This is a genomic window from Exiguobacterium sp. s28 (assembly GCF_018618135.1).
Taxonomy (GTDB): Bacteria; Bacillota; Bacilli; order Exiguobacteriales; family Exiguobacteriaceae; genus Exiguobacterium; species Exiguobacterium mexicanum_A.
In genome coordinates this window covers 101,505-116,688 of the sequence record NZ_JACSLL010000003.1, presented here as the reverse complement: position 1 = coordinate 116,688, position 15,184 = coordinate 101,505, and the positions used below count along the sequence as shown (strand labels likewise).

Annotated in this window: 16 protein-coding genes; 10 read left to right on the top strand and 6 right to left on the bottom strand. The window is 54.5% G+C overall.

The window, feature by feature from the left end; translation table 11 throughout:
• Positions 1-86: 86 nt before the first annotated feature.
• The 4 genes from KNP78_RS04980 to KNP78_RS04965 all read left to right on the top strand — a co-directional run bounded on the left by KNP78_RS04980 (position 87) and on the right by KNP78_RS04965 (position 3,215).
• The gene (locus tag KNP78_RS04980) at positions 87-1,118 is read left to right on the top strand and encodes an ion channel (RefSeq protein WP_214823379.1); all 1,032 of its coding nucleotides are present in this window, start codon (positions 87-89) and stop codon (positions 1,116-1,118) included.
• The gene (locus tag KNP78_RS04975) at positions 1,118-2,245 is read left to right on the top strand and encodes a YfbR-like 5'-deoxynucleotidase (RefSeq protein WP_214823378.1); all 1,128 of its coding nucleotides are present in this window, start codon (positions 1,118-1,120) and stop codon (positions 2,243-2,245) included. Before KNP78_RS04980 ends, KNP78_RS04975 begins: the two co-directional genes overlap by 1 nt.
• Positions 2,246-2,358: 113 nt before the next feature.
• Positions 2,359-2,691, top strand: a complete 333-nt coding sequence (locus KNP78_RS04970; protein ID WP_214796623.1) for a PadR family transcriptional regulator — start codon at positions 2,359-2,361, stop codon at positions 2,689-2,691.
• The gene (locus KNP78_RS04965; protein ID WP_214823377.1) at positions 2,688-3,215 is read left to right on the top strand and encodes a DUF2812 domain-containing protein; all 528 of its coding nucleotides are present in this window, start codon (positions 2,688-2,690) and stop codon (positions 3,213-3,215) included. The genes KNP78_RS04970 and KNP78_RS04965 overlap by 4 nt, the downstream gene beginning before the upstream one ends.
• A gap of 54 nt (positions 3,216-3,269) precedes the next feature.
• Here KNP78_RS04965 and KNP78_RS04960 read toward each other — a convergent pair whose 3' ends face one another.
• Positions 3,270-4,100, bottom strand: a complete 831-nt coding sequence (locus KNP78_RS04960; protein WP_214823376.1) for a lipoate--protein ligase family protein — start codon at positions 4,098-4,100, stop codon at positions 3,270-3,272.
• Positions 4,101-4,118: 18 nt separating this feature from the next.
• Positions 4,119-5,018: a lipoyl synthase gene (gene lipA / locus KNP78_RS04955; RefSeq protein WP_328585781.1), complete on the bottom strand. Its 900-nt coding sequence runs from the start codon at positions 5,016-5,018 to the stop codon at positions 4,119-4,121.
• Positions 5,019-5,344: 326 nt separating this feature from the next.
• Here lipA and KNP78_RS04950 point away from each other — a divergent pair, with 326 nt between their 5' ends.
• A complete protein-coding gene (locus KNP78_RS04950; RefSeq protein WP_214823375.1) occupies positions 5,345-7,294 on the top strand; it encodes a glycoside hydrolase family 3 protein in 1,950 nt (649 codons plus the stop codon).
• A gap of 40 nt (positions 7,295-7,334) precedes the next feature.
• On the opposite strand, the gene KNP78_RS04945 is transcribed toward KNP78_RS04950, so the two are convergent.
• Genes KNP78_RS04945 through KNP78_RS04935 form a run of 3 tightly spaced genes read right to left on the bottom strand, consistent with a single transcriptional unit; the run spans position 7,335 to position 9,380 of the window.
• On the bottom strand, positions 7,335-7,685 hold the full coding sequence (locus tag KNP78_RS04945) for a hypothetical protein (RefSeq protein WP_214823374.1): 351 nt from the start codon (positions 7,683-7,685) through the stop codon (positions 7,335-7,337).
• Positions 7,682-8,527, bottom strand: coding sequence for a DegV family protein (locus KNP78_RS04940; RefSeq protein WP_214792161.1), 846 nt, complete (start codon positions 8,525-8,527; stop codon positions 7,682-7,684). The genes KNP78_RS04945 and KNP78_RS04940 overlap by 4 nt, the downstream gene beginning before the upstream one ends.
• A gap of 4 nt (positions 8,528-8,531) precedes the next feature.
• Positions 8,532-9,380 carry a lipoate--protein ligase family protein gene (locus KNP78_RS04935; RefSeq protein ID WP_214823373.1) on the bottom strand — a complete coding sequence of 283 codons (849 nt, stop codon included), beginning with the start codon at positions 9,378-9,380 and terminating at the stop codon, positions 8,532-8,534.
• A gap of 100 nt (positions 9,381-9,480) precedes the next feature.
• On the opposite strand from KNP78_RS04935, the gene KNP78_RS04930 reads away from it, so the two are divergent.
• Positions 9,481-10,776 (top strand): HD domain-containing protein, encoded by a 1,296-nt coding sequence (locus KNP78_RS04930; RefSeq protein WP_214823372.1) that lies wholly within the window; start codon positions 9,481-9,483, stop codon positions 10,774-10,776.
• 23 nt (positions 10,777-10,799) lie between these two features.
• Positions 10,800-12,386 carry a Na/Pi cotransporter family protein gene (locus KNP78_RS04925; RefSeq protein ID WP_034779364.1) on the top strand — a complete coding sequence of 529 codons (1,587 nt, stop codon included), beginning with the start codon at positions 10,800-10,802 and terminating at the stop codon, positions 12,384-12,386.
• 40 nt (positions 12,387-12,426) lie between these two features.
• Here KNP78_RS04925 and KNP78_RS04920 read toward each other — a convergent pair whose 3' ends face one another.
• Positions 12,427-12,615: a 2-hydroxymuconate tautomerase gene (locus tag KNP78_RS04920; protein ID WP_012727443.1), complete on the bottom strand. Its 189-nt coding sequence runs from the start codon at positions 12,613-12,615 to the stop codon at positions 12,427-12,429.
• Positions 12,616-12,779: 164 nt separating this feature from the next.
• Between KNP78_RS04920 and ypfJ the strand changes: the two genes are divergently transcribed.
• From ypfJ to KNP78_RS04905, 3 genes are all read left to right on the top strand, one after another.
• Positions 12,780-13,634, top strand: a complete 855-nt coding sequence (ypfJ, locus tag KNP78_RS04915) for a KPN_02809 family neutral zinc metallopeptidase (protein WP_034779359.1) — start codon at positions 12,780-12,782, stop codon at positions 13,632-13,634.
• 107 nt (positions 13,635-13,741) lie between these two features.
• A complete protein-coding gene (locus KNP78_RS04910; protein ID WP_034779356.1) occupies positions 13,742-14,590 on the top strand; it encodes a MurR/RpiR family transcriptional regulator in 849 nt (282 codons plus the stop codon).
• Positions 14,587-15,042 (top strand): GNAT family N-acetyltransferase, encoded by a 456-nt coding sequence (locus KNP78_RS04905; RefSeq protein WP_214823371.1) that lies wholly within the window; start codon positions 14,587-14,589, stop codon positions 15,040-15,042. Before KNP78_RS04910 ends, KNP78_RS04905 begins: the two co-directional genes overlap by 4 nt.
• The last annotated feature ends 142 nt before the right edge of the window (positions 15,043-15,184 follow it).

The following is a 15,184-nucleotide window of genomic DNA, read 5'->3' as shown; positions in this document are numbered from 1 at the left end:
TTTCTTTCTATACGAAACCGAACGTGAGGTGGTTTCGTAAATCAAGTAAGTTGTCTCTAGTATATAGGAAAAGGAGGGGTTTTTCTGTGCATATCTTTTTTCGTGTCTGGCGCGGATTATCGAAATTATCGTTTTTAAACGTCGTCTTGGCATCACTCGTCATCATCTTGACCGGTACCGTCCTCGGATTTGTGCTTGAACCGGAGACGTTCCCGTCGATGTTCGACTCATTCTGGTGGACGATGACGACGCTCACGACCGTCGGATATGGTGACTTTTTCCCGACATCGGTCGCGGGACGTTGGCTCGGGATTTTCTTGTTCCTGTTCGGGATCGGGATTATCGGGGCGTTGATTGGAAAACTCGTTGAAGTCGGTGCGACGTTTCAACGGTTAAAACGGGAGGGGAAGTTAGTGTATCGAGGAGAAGGGCATTACGTCTACATCGGCTGGTCGCCGAAGACAAAGAAAGCAATCGATGAAGTGCTCATCTATGAGCCAAAGGCTGAGATCGTCTTGATTGATCAGTTGATGGAAGAACCGTACGACCACGATAACGTTCACTTCGTCCACGGTGACGCGTCGGACGAGGCCGTACTCTTGCAGGCCAATATTTTAAAGGCGCGCCGCATCGCCATCTTCGCGGATGCCCGCATCACGGAGACACTCCTCGCCGACGGAAAATCATTGCTCATCGCGTCCGCGGTCGAAGCGCTGTCGTCTGAACGCGGCGTCGATTTGCATACGGTCGTCGAGGTGTGCGAGGAACGGAACATCTCGAAATTCAAACACGTTCGGATTGACGACTTTATTCTCGCGAACGACTCGGTGTCACTCCTCATGGCGAAAGCGACGCTGCAACCGGGGACGACATCGATTTTCCGTCAGCTGCTCAGCAAACAGTCAGGCGGCAACATCCAGGCGCTCGCGCCGAAACCGGAATGGGCGACCATCCGGGACGCTGCGGAGAGCTTGATGCACCAAGGCGTCACGTTGATCGCCGTCAACGACCGTCTCGATTATGCGACGGAGCTCGACACAACGCTTAAGACGAACGACATGCTGTACATCGTCTGTCACGATGACTCGTGGGAGCGACTGAACCAAGGAGGAATTTGATGCATAACGGAACGTTTATCCGCAAGATGACACGCATGCAAAACGTGCAACGCTGGGACGAGTATGCGCCGCATTATCATGATAACGCGGCAAGCCACAGTTTCCGCGTCGCTGTCTTCAGCTTAATTGCCGCATACTACGAAGAGAACAAAGGACAGGACGTCAACTTGCTCGACGTGCTCGGGAAGGCGTTGTTCCATGATATGAACGAGGTGCAGACCGGACCGATCATGCATCGGACGAAAAAAGAACCGACGCTCAAAGAACATATCGAACGGATGGAGCGGACGGCGAGTCTCGGCCTCGTCGAGTTACTATCGCAGTCGCTGCGGCCGCATTTCTATCGTTTTCTCGTCGAGGCGGAGGACGACTCATTTGAAGGACGGCTCGTCGACGGCATCGACTCGTTCGACGCGATGCTGTTCGTGCGGCGCGAAGTCGGACACGGCTCGCCCCATTTCGTCGCGAAGCTTGAAGAGATGAAAGCAGCCTTGCGCAATCATCCGCTCGAATCGGTCCGCTGGCTCTACGAACAAGTCGAGGCGGAGACCGACGTGGCGACGTTCATCGAGAACGTCATGCGGATGGACAGCGTAAGGCGCTGGAAAGGCCGTTTCAATACGATTGACGATAACGACGCCATCCATGGATTCCGGGCGGCCGCGCTCGGGCTGTTCAGCGGCTTGTTGGAGCGCGAGAAGTATGACATCGACGTCGATGTCGCCGAATTGACGGCCCGTCTTCTCTGTCACGACCTCGTCGAAGGGGTGACCGGGGACGTGCTCGGCCCGGTGAAACATTCGACCGCCGAGACCGGTGCGGCGTTCGAGGCGTACGAACGGACCGAGAGCGAGGCGCTCTTGTCGCTCCTCCCGGACTATATGCAGCCGGCGTTCCGCCGCTATATGGCCGATTCGAAAGACGATACGTATGAAGGCATGCTCGTCGATATGATGGACAAACTCGACGCGCTCATCAAGATGAACATGGAGCGGAAGATGAACGGGGCTGAGTATGAGGTCACGTATCGGGAGCAACTTCGTAAAGTGCAGATGCGCTACGAGAACCCGAGCATGTTGTTCTTTTTAGCGTACATCTTGCACGATTTAGATTACGTCACGAGCTGACGAGGTCGCAGACGAACTGTCTGCGGCTTTTTTATATCATTTATTGACATATATCATTCAACGATATATAGTGAGGGTAAGATATATCAATGAATGATATAGGAGGTGGCAAGATGCCACGTAATGACACAATCGAACTCGGAGAATTGACCGACAGCATGTTCTACATTCTCCTCGCCTTGACCGAGGCGCGTCACGGCTACTTGATTATGCAGTTCGTCGAGGAGTTGACGAAGGGGCGAATCAAGATTGGCCCGGCGTCGATGTATACGATTATCAAAAAGCTCGTGAACGCACAGCTCATCGAGCCGCTCGACGGGGACGGGAAGAAGAAGAGTTATGTGATTACGACCCAAGGCCGCGCACTCGTGGCCGAGGATTTGAAACGACGGCAAGCAATCGTTGACGATGCACGCTTCATTTTGGAAGGGGAGGGACACCGATGAAACGGAAATATATGTCGAGTTGGGGACTGGCGTTCGCCGAAGAGCGGGAAATGAAGAAGTTGGAGCAGATGGCAGCGCGCGGTTGGCATTTAGAGAAGTTCGCGCCGCTCGGATACACACTCGTCGAAGGAGAGCCGATGGATGTGCGCTACAGTCTTGACTATCGCAAACAACCGGACGAGGATTACTTTGAGCTGTTCGCCACGAGCGGATGGGAACATGTCACGTCGACCGGCGATGAGATTCATGTGTTCAAAGGCAGTCCGGACGCGACGCCGCTTTATACCGATCAACAGACGACACATGAGAAATACGCGCAAGTAGAGCGACCTATGGGGAAGGCGGCATTTACTTGCTTAATGCTTTTCGTGGGGACACTGTTATTGCTTCGACTCGACTGGTCGGGAACGGCTGAGGCGATTATTTGGATCATTCAGATGTTCGTCGTAGTTGGGCTTGTTTTCACAGGGCTACCCTATCTCGGGTTTTTGATCAAACGAAAACGAATGGAACGTGATAGATGATTGCGAAGATCGAGCGGTCAAACGCTAAAAAAACGAGTCGGAGGACTCGTTTTTTTAGCGTTTCCAGGTCCAAGCATCACTCTCGTATTTGGCGACGAGCTCTTGAATCTCTTGTTGCTGCGCCTCGGTGAACGTCAGCGGTTCGAACGTCAAGTCGAATGCGTCACGGAACCCGTCCGTGAACGCCGCCGCGACCTCGTCGAAGGCGACCGGTCGACCGAGCGTCTCGTTCAAGGAGACGGCCTTGTCACCAAAGCGGGCTTTCGCCTCCGCCTTCGCATCGGCCTCGAGATTGAAGCAGTCGAACAAGACGTCATCGTCAATCGATAACGGAATCGACCCGTGCTGTAGGACGGCACCCTGGTGGCGCACTTGGGCGCTCCCGGCAATCTTTTTCCCGTCGACGGCGAGCTCATAGTACGAGGCGGCGTCAAAACAGACGGCCGACTTCGGTTTTCGAAGCGCCTCACGGTCGGCCTCGGTCAACGGCACCGAGAACTCGGCCGGGACGCCGAGTGCGTGATACCCGCGACGCACCCCTTCGGTCAGGAGGCGATAGCTCTCGATGACGTTCGTCGGCAAGGATGGCATCGTCTCAGGGAGAATGACGCTATACGTCAGCTCGTCCGCGTGCAAGACGGCCCGTCCGCCGGTCAAACGACGGACGACCGGGATCCCATTTAAAACGAGCGCGTCGCGGTCGAGATCGCGCGTCGCCCGTTGGAAGCGCCCGACGCTGATGGCGTGCGGGGCCCAGGCGTAAAAACGGAGTGTCGGTTTTACGTCACCGCGCGCGACCCAGCCGGCGATGGCCTCATCGATAGCCATATTCTCGGCTGGGGACAGCGGGGCGGTATGAAGCAAATGCCATGTCGTTCCAATCATAAACGTCTCTTCTTTCTCTTAGTCGATTGGCAACATCGTGTGACGACGTGCCTTGTGGACTTGTTCGTCCGCGTGATACGAGGAACGCACGAGCGGTCCGGCCTCACAGTGGGAGAAGCCTTTCGCCAACGCGATCTCTTTCAGCTCGGCGAACTCATCTGGATGGTAGTAGCGCTCGACGTCGAGGTGCTTCTTCGTCGGCTGCAAGTATTGGCCGAGCGTGAGGATGTCAACGTGATGGGCCCGGAGGTCGTCCATCGCTTGAATCAACTCTTCCTTCGTCTCGCCGAGTCCGACCATGATGGACGACTTCGTCGGGATGTCCGGGTTCAGTTCTTTCGACCGTTTTAAAAATTCGAGCGTCCGGTCGTACGTCGCTTTGGCGCGGACTCTCGGTGTCAAACGACGGACCGTCTCCAAGTTATGGTTCATGATGTCCGGGCCGGCATCGATGAGCGTCTGGAGCGCCGAGAAGTCACCCATCATATCGGACGGGAGCACTTCGATTGACGTCTCCGGGTTCATGGCACGGACGGCGCGGACCGTCTCGGCGAATACCGTCGCTCCGTAGTCGTTCAAGTCGTCGCGGGCGACGGCCGTGATGACGACGTGCTTCAGGTTCATGAGGCGGACCGACTCGGCAACGCGTTTCGGTTCTTCCCAGTCGAGTTCGTTCGGCTTGCCCGTCGTAACCGCGCAGAAGCGGCAGGCGCGGGTGCAGATGCTTCCAAGAATCATGAACGTCGCGGTGCGGCGGACGGCCCAGCATTCATGGATGTTCGGACATTTCGCCTCTTCACAGACGGTATGTAGATTTTTCTCGCGCATCATCTTTTTGAGACCGGTGTATGTCTCGTTCGTGTTCAGTTTAATCTTTAACCATTCCGGCTTTCGTTTCAGTTCCCCTCGTGCCAAGATGATTTCCCCCTTTTTGAAAGTTAACCCCTAACAAAAAGAGTTTACCAAAGATGAGGACGAATTCGAACCAGCGAAATTATTGGCTTTGCCAATACAGCTTGGATGTGTGTCAAAACAGAACATATATTTCAAAATGGTTACGCTTTCATGTGAAATGTTGTTTCCCATTTTTTGAATTGCTATACTGACGTTGACCACCTGAATAAGGACCATATGTAACTGATACGATCAGGCATGGGGTGAACGAGCGTTGGTGAGGCAACGCTTCTTCCTCCATGCCTTTTTGTTTGGGGGTCGGGGAAACTTTCAAAAAAGGAGTGGGGAACATGAACAAAGCATTGAACTGGACGGCGACACTGGGGCTAACGACAGCATTACTCGTCTCATCGGTCCCGATGGCGACTGCGGTCGTAGCGGAGGAGACGCCAGCAACGTCGATTGAGCAGCGTGTGGACGCCAAGCTCGCGTCGATAACGCTTGAACAAAAGCTCGGTCAAATGATCATGCCAGACTTCCGATTATGGAACGGGGCGAACCATACGGCACTCGCGACAGATGTGGCGCGCGTCGTCGATCGGTTTGACCTCGGGGGTGTCATCTTGTTCGCGGAAAACGTGACCGAGACCGAACAGACGACGAAACTCGTCCACGACCTCCAAGAAGTCGTCAAACAAGACGAAAGCAACGACGTACCGCTCTTCATCACGATCGACCAAGAGGGTGGAATCGTGACACGTCTCGGAACGGGCACGAACTTGCCGGGTAACATGGCGCTCGGGGCGACACGGAGCAGCCAGTACGCATACGACGCGGGGAATATTATCGGTTCGGAGTTGAACGCTCTCGGGGTGAACGTCAACTTCGGTCCGGTGCTAGACGTCAACAACAACCCGGCCAACCCGGTCATCGGCGTACGCTCGTTCTCGAGCGACCCAGAACTCGTCGGCGAGCTCGGCTCGGCGATGACACAAGGAATTCAAGACCAAGGTGTCGCTGCGACGGCGAAGCATTTCCCAGGTCATGGTGACACGGCGGTCGACTCGCATTACGGACTTCCGATCGTCGACAAATCGCTCGAAGATTTGCGCGGTCTCGAACTGTTGCCGTTCAAACGAGCCATCACCGAAGGCATCGATATGATCATGACGGCACACATCGGGATGCCACAAATCGAGGATGAGGTCGTCAACTCGCCGCGCGGCACATTCCCGCTCCCGGCGACGCTCTCGGACGACGTCATCACGGGCGTGTTACGGGAAGACATGGGCTATGACGGGATCGTCATCACGGACGCCTTGAACATGCAGGCGATTGCCGATAACTTCACGGAAGCCGAAGCGGTCATCAAGACGTTCGATGCGGGCGTGGATATCGCGCTCATGCCGACGATTTTACGGTCGAACGCGGACGTCGTGAAGCTCGAGACGATCTTTGAAGACGTCATGGCGGCCGTCGAGGATGGACGCCTGTCAGAAGAGAAGATTGATGCAGCGGTCGAGCGGATTTTGACGCTCAAAGCGGAACGCGGCATTTGGCAAGAATCGGTCGACACGACGACGCTCGAGGCGAAACTCGCTGAGGCGAATGCGGTCGTCGGCAGTGCCGAGCATAAAGCGAAAGAACGTGAAATCGCCGAGGCGGCCGTCACGCTCGTGAAGAACGACGACAAGACGCTTCCGTTCAAACCGAAAAAGGGTGAGACGGTCCTCGTCTTGTCACCGGCGAAAGACCAGACGGACAGCATGATCAAGACGATCAAGTCGCTCGAGAAGAACGCCGGCAACATGAAAGACGTGAACGTCATCGCCGCGAACTATACGGCATCGACGAAGCACTTGGATCAAAACCCGGCATTGAAAGAAAAACTCGACGCGGCCGACTATATCATCGTCGGCTCGAACGTGAACAACAGCGCCAAGCTGAAATCGACGTCGGCTGACAACTACGTGCCGGCCGAAGTGTTCCGTTACGCCAACGAGACGGGCAAGAAGTCAGTCTTGCTCAGTCTGCGTAACCCGTACGATGTGGCGGTTCAGCCGGACGCACCGGCCCAGCTCATCATCTACGGCTTCAAAGGTGACCCGAACGGACCGGATTCAGAGGCGGGCAATGCCAAATCGGCAGGACCGAACCTCCCGGCCGGCATTCGCGCCATCTTCGGCGAAGTCAAACCGACGGGCAAACTCCCGGTCGACGTACCCACGTTCGAGAACGGCGTGTTCGGCGACGATCTCCACCTTGAATTCGGTGACGGATTCCGCAACTGGAATAAATGAACAAAAAACCGCGAGCGCCCATGAGGGTGCTCGCGGTTTGTCATTTGAATAACGTATCAAGGATGGCGTAGTTGACGGTTTCGAACTCGCGGTCACGGAGACCGTGTCCTTGTTCCAAATTAAAATTGTAAACGACATGCATGACACCATCGCGTCGTTTGACAAAAAAGTCGTACATGATGTCCGGTTCATCAACTAACGTGACATGGAACATGGTACCGAATTGAGTGATACTGGCATGCGATGAATAAGACGAATTAGAAAGTGCATGATGTTCCTGCAAATAATTCTGAAGAAACCGTCGTTTATTGGCTTCATCGATGTGAAACAACGCATATGCTCCAATAATCAGGAGTAATCCGATCGTGAGCCAAACGCGTCGTTTCGTCATGCTTCAAAATAGCCGACGACGAGCAAGCCTGGGCCTGTGTGCGCCCCGATGGCCGAACCGACGATCGTCTTCGTGACGCTCGCTGGGTTCACATGTTCCCGTAACAACGCCTCGAATTGGTCGGCTTTGACTGGATCATCGCCGTGGCCGATGAAGACGTGGCCACCCTCGACGAGCGGTTTCGACTCGGTCATCCATTCGACGATGCGGCGTAACACTTTCTTGTGACCGCGCACCTTCTCGATTGGGACGAGCTTGCCGTCTTCAACTGTCAAAAGCGGTAGAATCGTCAACAAATCCCCGATGAACGCGCTCGCTTTCGAGACACGACCTCCGCGCATCAAATACTCGAGCGATTCGACCGTGAACAAATGACGGATTTTGCCGACGAGCGACGTCGCGTAGGCGACCGTCTCTTCATACGTATGGTCTTGACCATACTCGGCGACCGTTTTGACGAACAATCCTTGGCCCACCGAGGCGGCGCGCGTATCAAGAATATGGAACGTGCTGTTCGGGTATTCTTCTTTAAGTAGGTTTCCGACCATGACGGCCGTCTGATAGGTGCCTGAGAGCTCACCGGAGAAGGCGAGATACAGGAACGGGATTTCCGATTCGAGATGTTGACGGAAACATTGTTCGAGGCGGGCCGCCTCGATTTGGAACGTCTTCGGCGTCTTCCCGGCACGCATCGCGTCGTACACGTCTTTCGGTTGAATCGTCTCACCGTCTAAAAATTCGTCGTTGTCGATGACGACACCGAGCGGTAGCATTTCGAGACCGTACTCGACGATCTGGTCTTGGGTCAAATCGGCGCCGGTATCGGTTATGATTTTAAACATGCGGTCACTCCTCTATTAATTGTTGTTCAATCTCACGGATCGGTTCATTGCGCTTCCACATCCGGTCGAGCTGGGTCACGAGCGTCGCCTGCTCTTCCGCATCGAGAGGGCCAGGTATGAGCCGGCTCACGTCACTAAGGACGGTGTAGGCGCGGCGAAACACGTCATCGACGGTGAGCGGGATACCGAGCAGGTCCTCGAGTGACGCCATCGTCTCAGGGACGATGGCCGGGTAGGTGAACTTTGTCGCTTCGCCTTGGATGGCGCGCTCATAAAAATCACGGATGAGGGCGGCGCGTTCGCTCCCGCTCTTGCGAACGCTCAAATAAATTTGGACGGCGACACCGCCACGGACACGGCGCTGTGAGATGCCCGCGAACTTCTTGCCGCCGATGGATAAGTCGAAACTGCCGGGGCAGTAAGACCCAACGATTTCGCCAGCGACAATGTCTGTCGTCACGTCTTGAAACATGAGTTGGATGAGCGACGTCATCGCCTCGTAGCCGCTATCGATTTGAATCCCGTCTTTTTCAGGTAAAATCAGGGATAAGTTCAATACGTCTTCATCCAAGACGACGGCAAGCCCTCCTGAATTTCGCACGACGGGACGGAATCCATGTTCATGTAGAAAACGGATGCCGTCTGACAAGTGAGGCAGGCGGGCGTCTTGAATGCCGAGCACGACCGTGTTTAGATGAACCCAGGCCCTGAGGACGGCACCAGACGTTGCGGTCGACGCACAGAGCGTGTCGTCCGTCGCGAACGATTGCTCGGCTTGAAACGCAGGACCGAGCGAGGACTGATCGATGACACGGTAGGTCGGTTGTTGTAATAATGGATGGGTCATATACATAATTCCTTTTCAATAAATAATTTCCTCCCCATTATAGCATGGGAGGAACAACTCGCTAGAAGTCGAATCCAATCATTAATAAAATGTAGGGGGCAACGTCATGTACACTTCACGAGGTCAATTATCCGGGTCGAAAGTGTTCAAAGATCCGGTTCACCGCTATATATATGTCTATGATCATCTCGTCTGGGAATTGATCAACACGAAAGAGTTTCAACGCTTACGGCGCATCAAACAGCTCGGGACATCATTTCTGACGTTCCATGGCGCCGAACATACCCGGTTCCATCATTCGCTTGGCGTCTATGAGATCGCCCGGCAGCTGATTGACCAATTTCACGAGTATCCAGAGTGGGACGACCGCGACCGGGAGCTGTTGCTCGCAGCGGCGCTCCTGCACGATGTCGGCCACGGTCCGTTCTCACACGCGTTCGAGCACGTCTTCGCCGTTCGTCACGAGGTATGGACCGAACGAATCATCCTCGGCGACACGGAAGTGAACAAAGTGCTGTCGGAGATGGGCGTTGGTTTCCCGGAAGAAGTAGCGGCCATCATCAATAAGACGCACCCGAACCGCTTGCTCGTCAATATACTGAGCTCGCAGCTCGATGTCGACCGGATGGACTATCTGCTCCGCGACGCCCATTTCGCCGGTGTCAGTTATGGGAAGTTCGATCTTGAGCGGATGTTGCGAGTGTTGCGTCCCGATGAAGATCAAGTCGTCGTTAAACAGTCGGGGATGCATACGATTGAGGACTATATCATGCGTCGCTATCAAATGTATTGGCAAGTCTACTTGCATCCGGCGACGCGATCGAGCGATTTATTGCTCAAAGCCGTACTCGAACGGGCGCAAGAACTATTCGAATCGGGTTATTCTTTCGAGATGACCCCAAAGCATTTCTTGCCGATTTTTAACCATGAAGACATGACGCTCGAGCATTATTTGAAGCTCGATGAGACGATCGTCTATTTCTATTTTCAGGAATGGATGGATGAGGCGGACCCGATTTTGGCCGACCTCGCCAGCCGCTTCGTCAACCGTCGTTTGTTGAAATATAAGAACTTCCCGGAAGCGAACCGCGTCCGCTATATGGACCGCTTGCGTTCAACGATGGAGGCAATCGGTTTACCGACCCGCTACTACTTGCTCGAGGATCAGCTCAGCCAATTGCCATATGATTTGTATAAAGGGCACGGGACATACGAAGGCATCTATCTCAAGATGAATGATGGCGACCGCCGGGAAATTTCGGAAGTGTCGATGCTCGTCCAATCGATTTTAAACTCACGACAGTCCGACGAGAAAATCTATTATCCGGAGGACGTACTGCTCAACTTGAAAGATCACGCATCAGAAAAAACATGGATGTTGTCAACGTTACGAGGCGATTGAATCGTTGAAAAGGAAGTGACACCATGGGGATCGGCACATTGGTCGGGGGAGTCGGCATCTTCCTACTCGGGATGATGCTGTTGACGGATACGTTGAAAAGCATGGCCGGGGAACGCCTCCGGCAACGATTGAATCGCTTGGCTGAAGGACCTGTTTCGGGTGCCTTTCTCGGAGCGACGATGACGACGTTGTTTCAGTCCTCGACCGTGACGACGCTCATGACAATCAGTTTTGTCAGTGCCGGCCTGCTGACGTTCACCCAAGCGCTTACACTCGTCATCGGCGCGAACGCGGGCAGCGCGACGACCGGATGGATCGTGGCGCTCCTAGGTTATAACGTCGATATCCGCGAGCTGTTGCTCCCGCTCATCGGGGTCGGCATGGCGCTGCGCTTGATTGGACGGCGCGTCAAACGCATCGGCATGCTCATGGTCGGACTTGGCCTCATTTTTGTCGGCATCGGAACGCTCCAAGAGGCGATGCGGGAAGTTGTCACGTTCTCGTTCGCCAGTTGGGAAGCGGACACACCGCTCCACCAACTTGCGCTTCTCGGTACGGGCCTGTTGATGACTGTTTTATTGCAGTCTTCAAGCATCGGTCTCGTCTTGACGATGACGGCGCTCGCGACCGATACGGTCACCCTTGCCCAAGCGTGTCTGCTCGTCTTAGGGCAAAGTGCCGGGACAAGTCTCGTCGTCGCGCTCGGGTCGATCGGAGGTTGGAAGTCGGCCCGCCGCATCGTCTTGGCGCACGTGCTCGTCCACGGCTCGATTTTACTTATCGGCTGGCTAACCTTCCCGCTCTTGTTCGGCGTCGTCAACGGTGTGGCCGACCGTCTCAATTGGAATGAACTGTTGCGGCTCGCCTTGTTCCACACGTCGTTCCATCTGCTTGGTGTGTTCACGTTTTTGCCGTTCCACGAGGCGTTCAGCCGTCGGTTGCTGAAGTGGGTCCCGAGCCGAGCGGAGAAGCTGACCCGGTTCTTGAACCCGAACATGGCCCGCATCCCGACGGTCGCGCTCGAAGCGGCCCGACGCTCGTTGATTGAAATCGAGCGCTATCTCGCCAAAGAGACGAAACTGTTGCTAGCGGAAGGACGAAAGCGCGACGACGAGCTCCAACTCGTGGAGAAGACGCTCGGGGACGTGCGTGTCTTTTTGAGCACGATTCAATTGGAAGAAGGGCGGGGCCGCAATGACTATGGGCAACACTTGTCGCTGCTTCATACGATTGATCACTTGGAGCGGTGGCTGTTCGTCATGCGTGAAGTCGACCCGGTCGACGCCCTTCGGGATACAGACTTCCTAGTCGCGCGCCAGCTCGTCTTGCATGAACTCGACATGTTGGAGACGCTCAACCATCACACGCCCCCGGAAGAGTCTCGGCAGTGGAAGACGGCCTCGAAACAGCTCGCCGAATATCGAAAAGCGCACCGGGCCGAACTGCTCGAGGAGACGGCGGCCAATCAACTCGAGATGGACCAAACGATTCAAAAGGTGCAAGCTCTCCTCTGGCTCGATCGGATTGGCTATCACATTTGGCGGGCGACGCGTCATCTCATTAAACCGACCGTCCCGAGCGAGCGGTTTGAAGTGAATTTAGAAGACTAAACAACGACCGCCCTCCGATTTGGAAGGGCGGTCGTGTTGGTTACTTCTTGTCCGCGTGCATAACGCCGGCTTGACCGTAGTGCGTCGCGTCCATTTCTTCGATGAAGACGGTGATGTTTTCTTTCGGGGCGTTCGTCGTCTCCGAGACGGCGTCCGTCACTTTTTCAATCAACGCACGTTTTTGTTCGACCGTGCGGCCTGGGAGCATTTTAACAGTTACGTATGGCATAACATTTCCTCCTTTTAGTTCGTTCCCTTTCATTCTAGTGAAAGGTGGGGCGGGTGGAAAGCAGAAAATCGATTGAGCGGACGGTACAAAGAAAAAATGCAGGTGCGAAATATGTGAAAACGGGGTATGGAACAAGACAGACTAGACGTAGGAGGAACAGGCGGATGAAATGGAAGGGTAGACAAGCAAGTCGTAATGTCGAAGATCGACGGGGACAACGTGTCGGAGGGAAAGGGATTGCCGGGATTGGCGGAGGCTTCGGTCTCATCTTGGTCATCGTCTTCACGTTGCTGAACGGGGGCAATCCGGCAGACATTGTCAACAACATCGGGATCGGCGAACCACAGTCGTCCGAGACGTATCAAGGTTCGGCACGGGAGGAAGAGATGGCGGACTTCGTGTCGGTCGTGCTAAGGGATACCGAGGAAGTATGGACCGATATATTCGCTGAGAACGGATTGACGTATCGGGAACCGACGCTCGTCTTGTATAAAGACCAGGTTGAATCTGCCTGCGGTATCGCAGGATCAGCTGTCGGACCGTTCTACTGTCCCGGTGACCAAAAACTATACATCGATTTAAGTTTCTATGATGAACTCAGTCAACGTTTCAACGCACCGGGTGACTTCGCGATGGCGTATGTCGTCGCCCACGAAGTCGGCCACCACGTCCAGACGTTGCTCGGCACGACCGATGAAATCATGCCGCTCCGTAACGAGATGAGTGAGACCGAGTTCAATAAATATTTGGTCCGCTTCGAGCTTCAGGCCGATTATTATGCGGGCGTCTGGGCCCACCACGCCCAAGGCATGGGCTACCTCGAGGCCGGGGATGTCGAAGAGGCGATGAACGCGGCGCACCAAATCGGGGATGACACGCTTCAAAAACAGGCACGCGGCTATGTGACGCCAGACTCGTTCACCCATGGGACGTCCGAACAGCGGAAACGCTGGTTCGACAAAGGGTTCCAAAACGGGACGATTCAAGGCGGCGATACGTTTAATGCCAAAAACTTATAACGATCAGGTCAAGCTTCGGCTTGGCCTTTTTCATATCCAAGTTGGCTTGTGCAGAAAGAATCCGCTATCATGGAAACAGAAACTAGAAGTAGGAAGGGGATGACCCGATGGAATCCTTACTCAAAAAAATCGAACTCGCTAAAAGTGAGATGACGTCTGTCGAGAAGAAAATCGCAGACTATATTTTGACCCACTCGACGCTCGTTCCGAACATGACGACGAAAGAACTTGCTCAAAAGACGGATGTGTCAGAGGCGAGTATCGTCCGGTTCGCCCGCGTCGTCGGCATCGACAGCTTCAAGGCGTTCAAGCTCGCCCTCGTCAAAGACTTGGCCATCACCGAGACGACACTCACCGACTTCAACGTGTTACAGCAGAAAGACACACCGTACGATTCGTTTCAAAAAGTCATCCATGTGAACAAGATGGCCATCGAGGCATGCGCCGAGGCGATGGACAAGCGTGAGCTCGAGCATGCGATCGATACGTTTGCCCGAGCGAACCGGGTCGTGTTTTATGGGGTCGGCGGTTCATCGACGGCGGCGTACGACGCCCAGTACAAATTCACGAAACTTGGCTATGCGGCCCAGACGTCGCAAGATTTCCATTACATGTTGTCACTCATCCCGCATCTCGGACCGAACGACGTCTTCGTCGCCATCAGCACGTCGGGTCGGACGAAAGACGTGCTCGAACTCGTCCGCTTCGCCAAGAAGAAAGGGGTGCCGGTCGTCGCCATCACGGACCTCGATAAATCTCCGCTCTATCGGGAGGCGGACGTCCGTCTTTGCACGCCGAGCGTCGAACGTGACTTCCGGATCGCGAGCATCGCGTCACGGATGACCCAGTTGACAATCATCGATACGCTCTATATGGGTCTGTTGCACCGAAAAGGCGAAAGTTTGATTGACCGTTACGCCGAGGCGCGTGACGAGATGGTGAAGTTGCGCCGATGATTCACGTTTATGATGCGACGTGGCGCGACAAGGTCGCGACGTTCTTATTGCGGCAGTCGGCGTTCGCGAGCTTGAACGGACAGACGCCTGAAGCGTTTCGAGACGAGAATTTGACCGACTTTGAAGCCGAAGGGACCGTCAGCCTCGTGTTTGAAGAAGGAAACGTCATCGCGGTCGCTGATTTGTTGAAAGAACATCCAGTCGACGGATCGCTCTGGCTCGGCCTGTTCGTCGTCGACGAACGATTTCATGGTACCGGCGTCGCACAACGGCTGTATGAGCAACTTGAACAGGAGTATATGCGCCCTTTCCAGACGGTGTTTCGGCTCGGTGTCTTGCCGCACAATGAACGGGCACATCACTTTTGGGAACGACAAGGTTATGTGTACGAAAAAGATTCCGTCACAGCACGGGGCGACCACGTCCACGTGATGAAGAAGCTGGTCGAATGAAGGGCTCGGTCCGATATGGGCTGGGCTTTTTCTATGGACTGGGCGGCATCCTCATTTCTTTTATGAAATTTTACTTCCTTATTTTTTTAAATAAGTTTGACTTTTAATTTCAAGTTAGTACAATGAAATCAGAGAGAAGAAA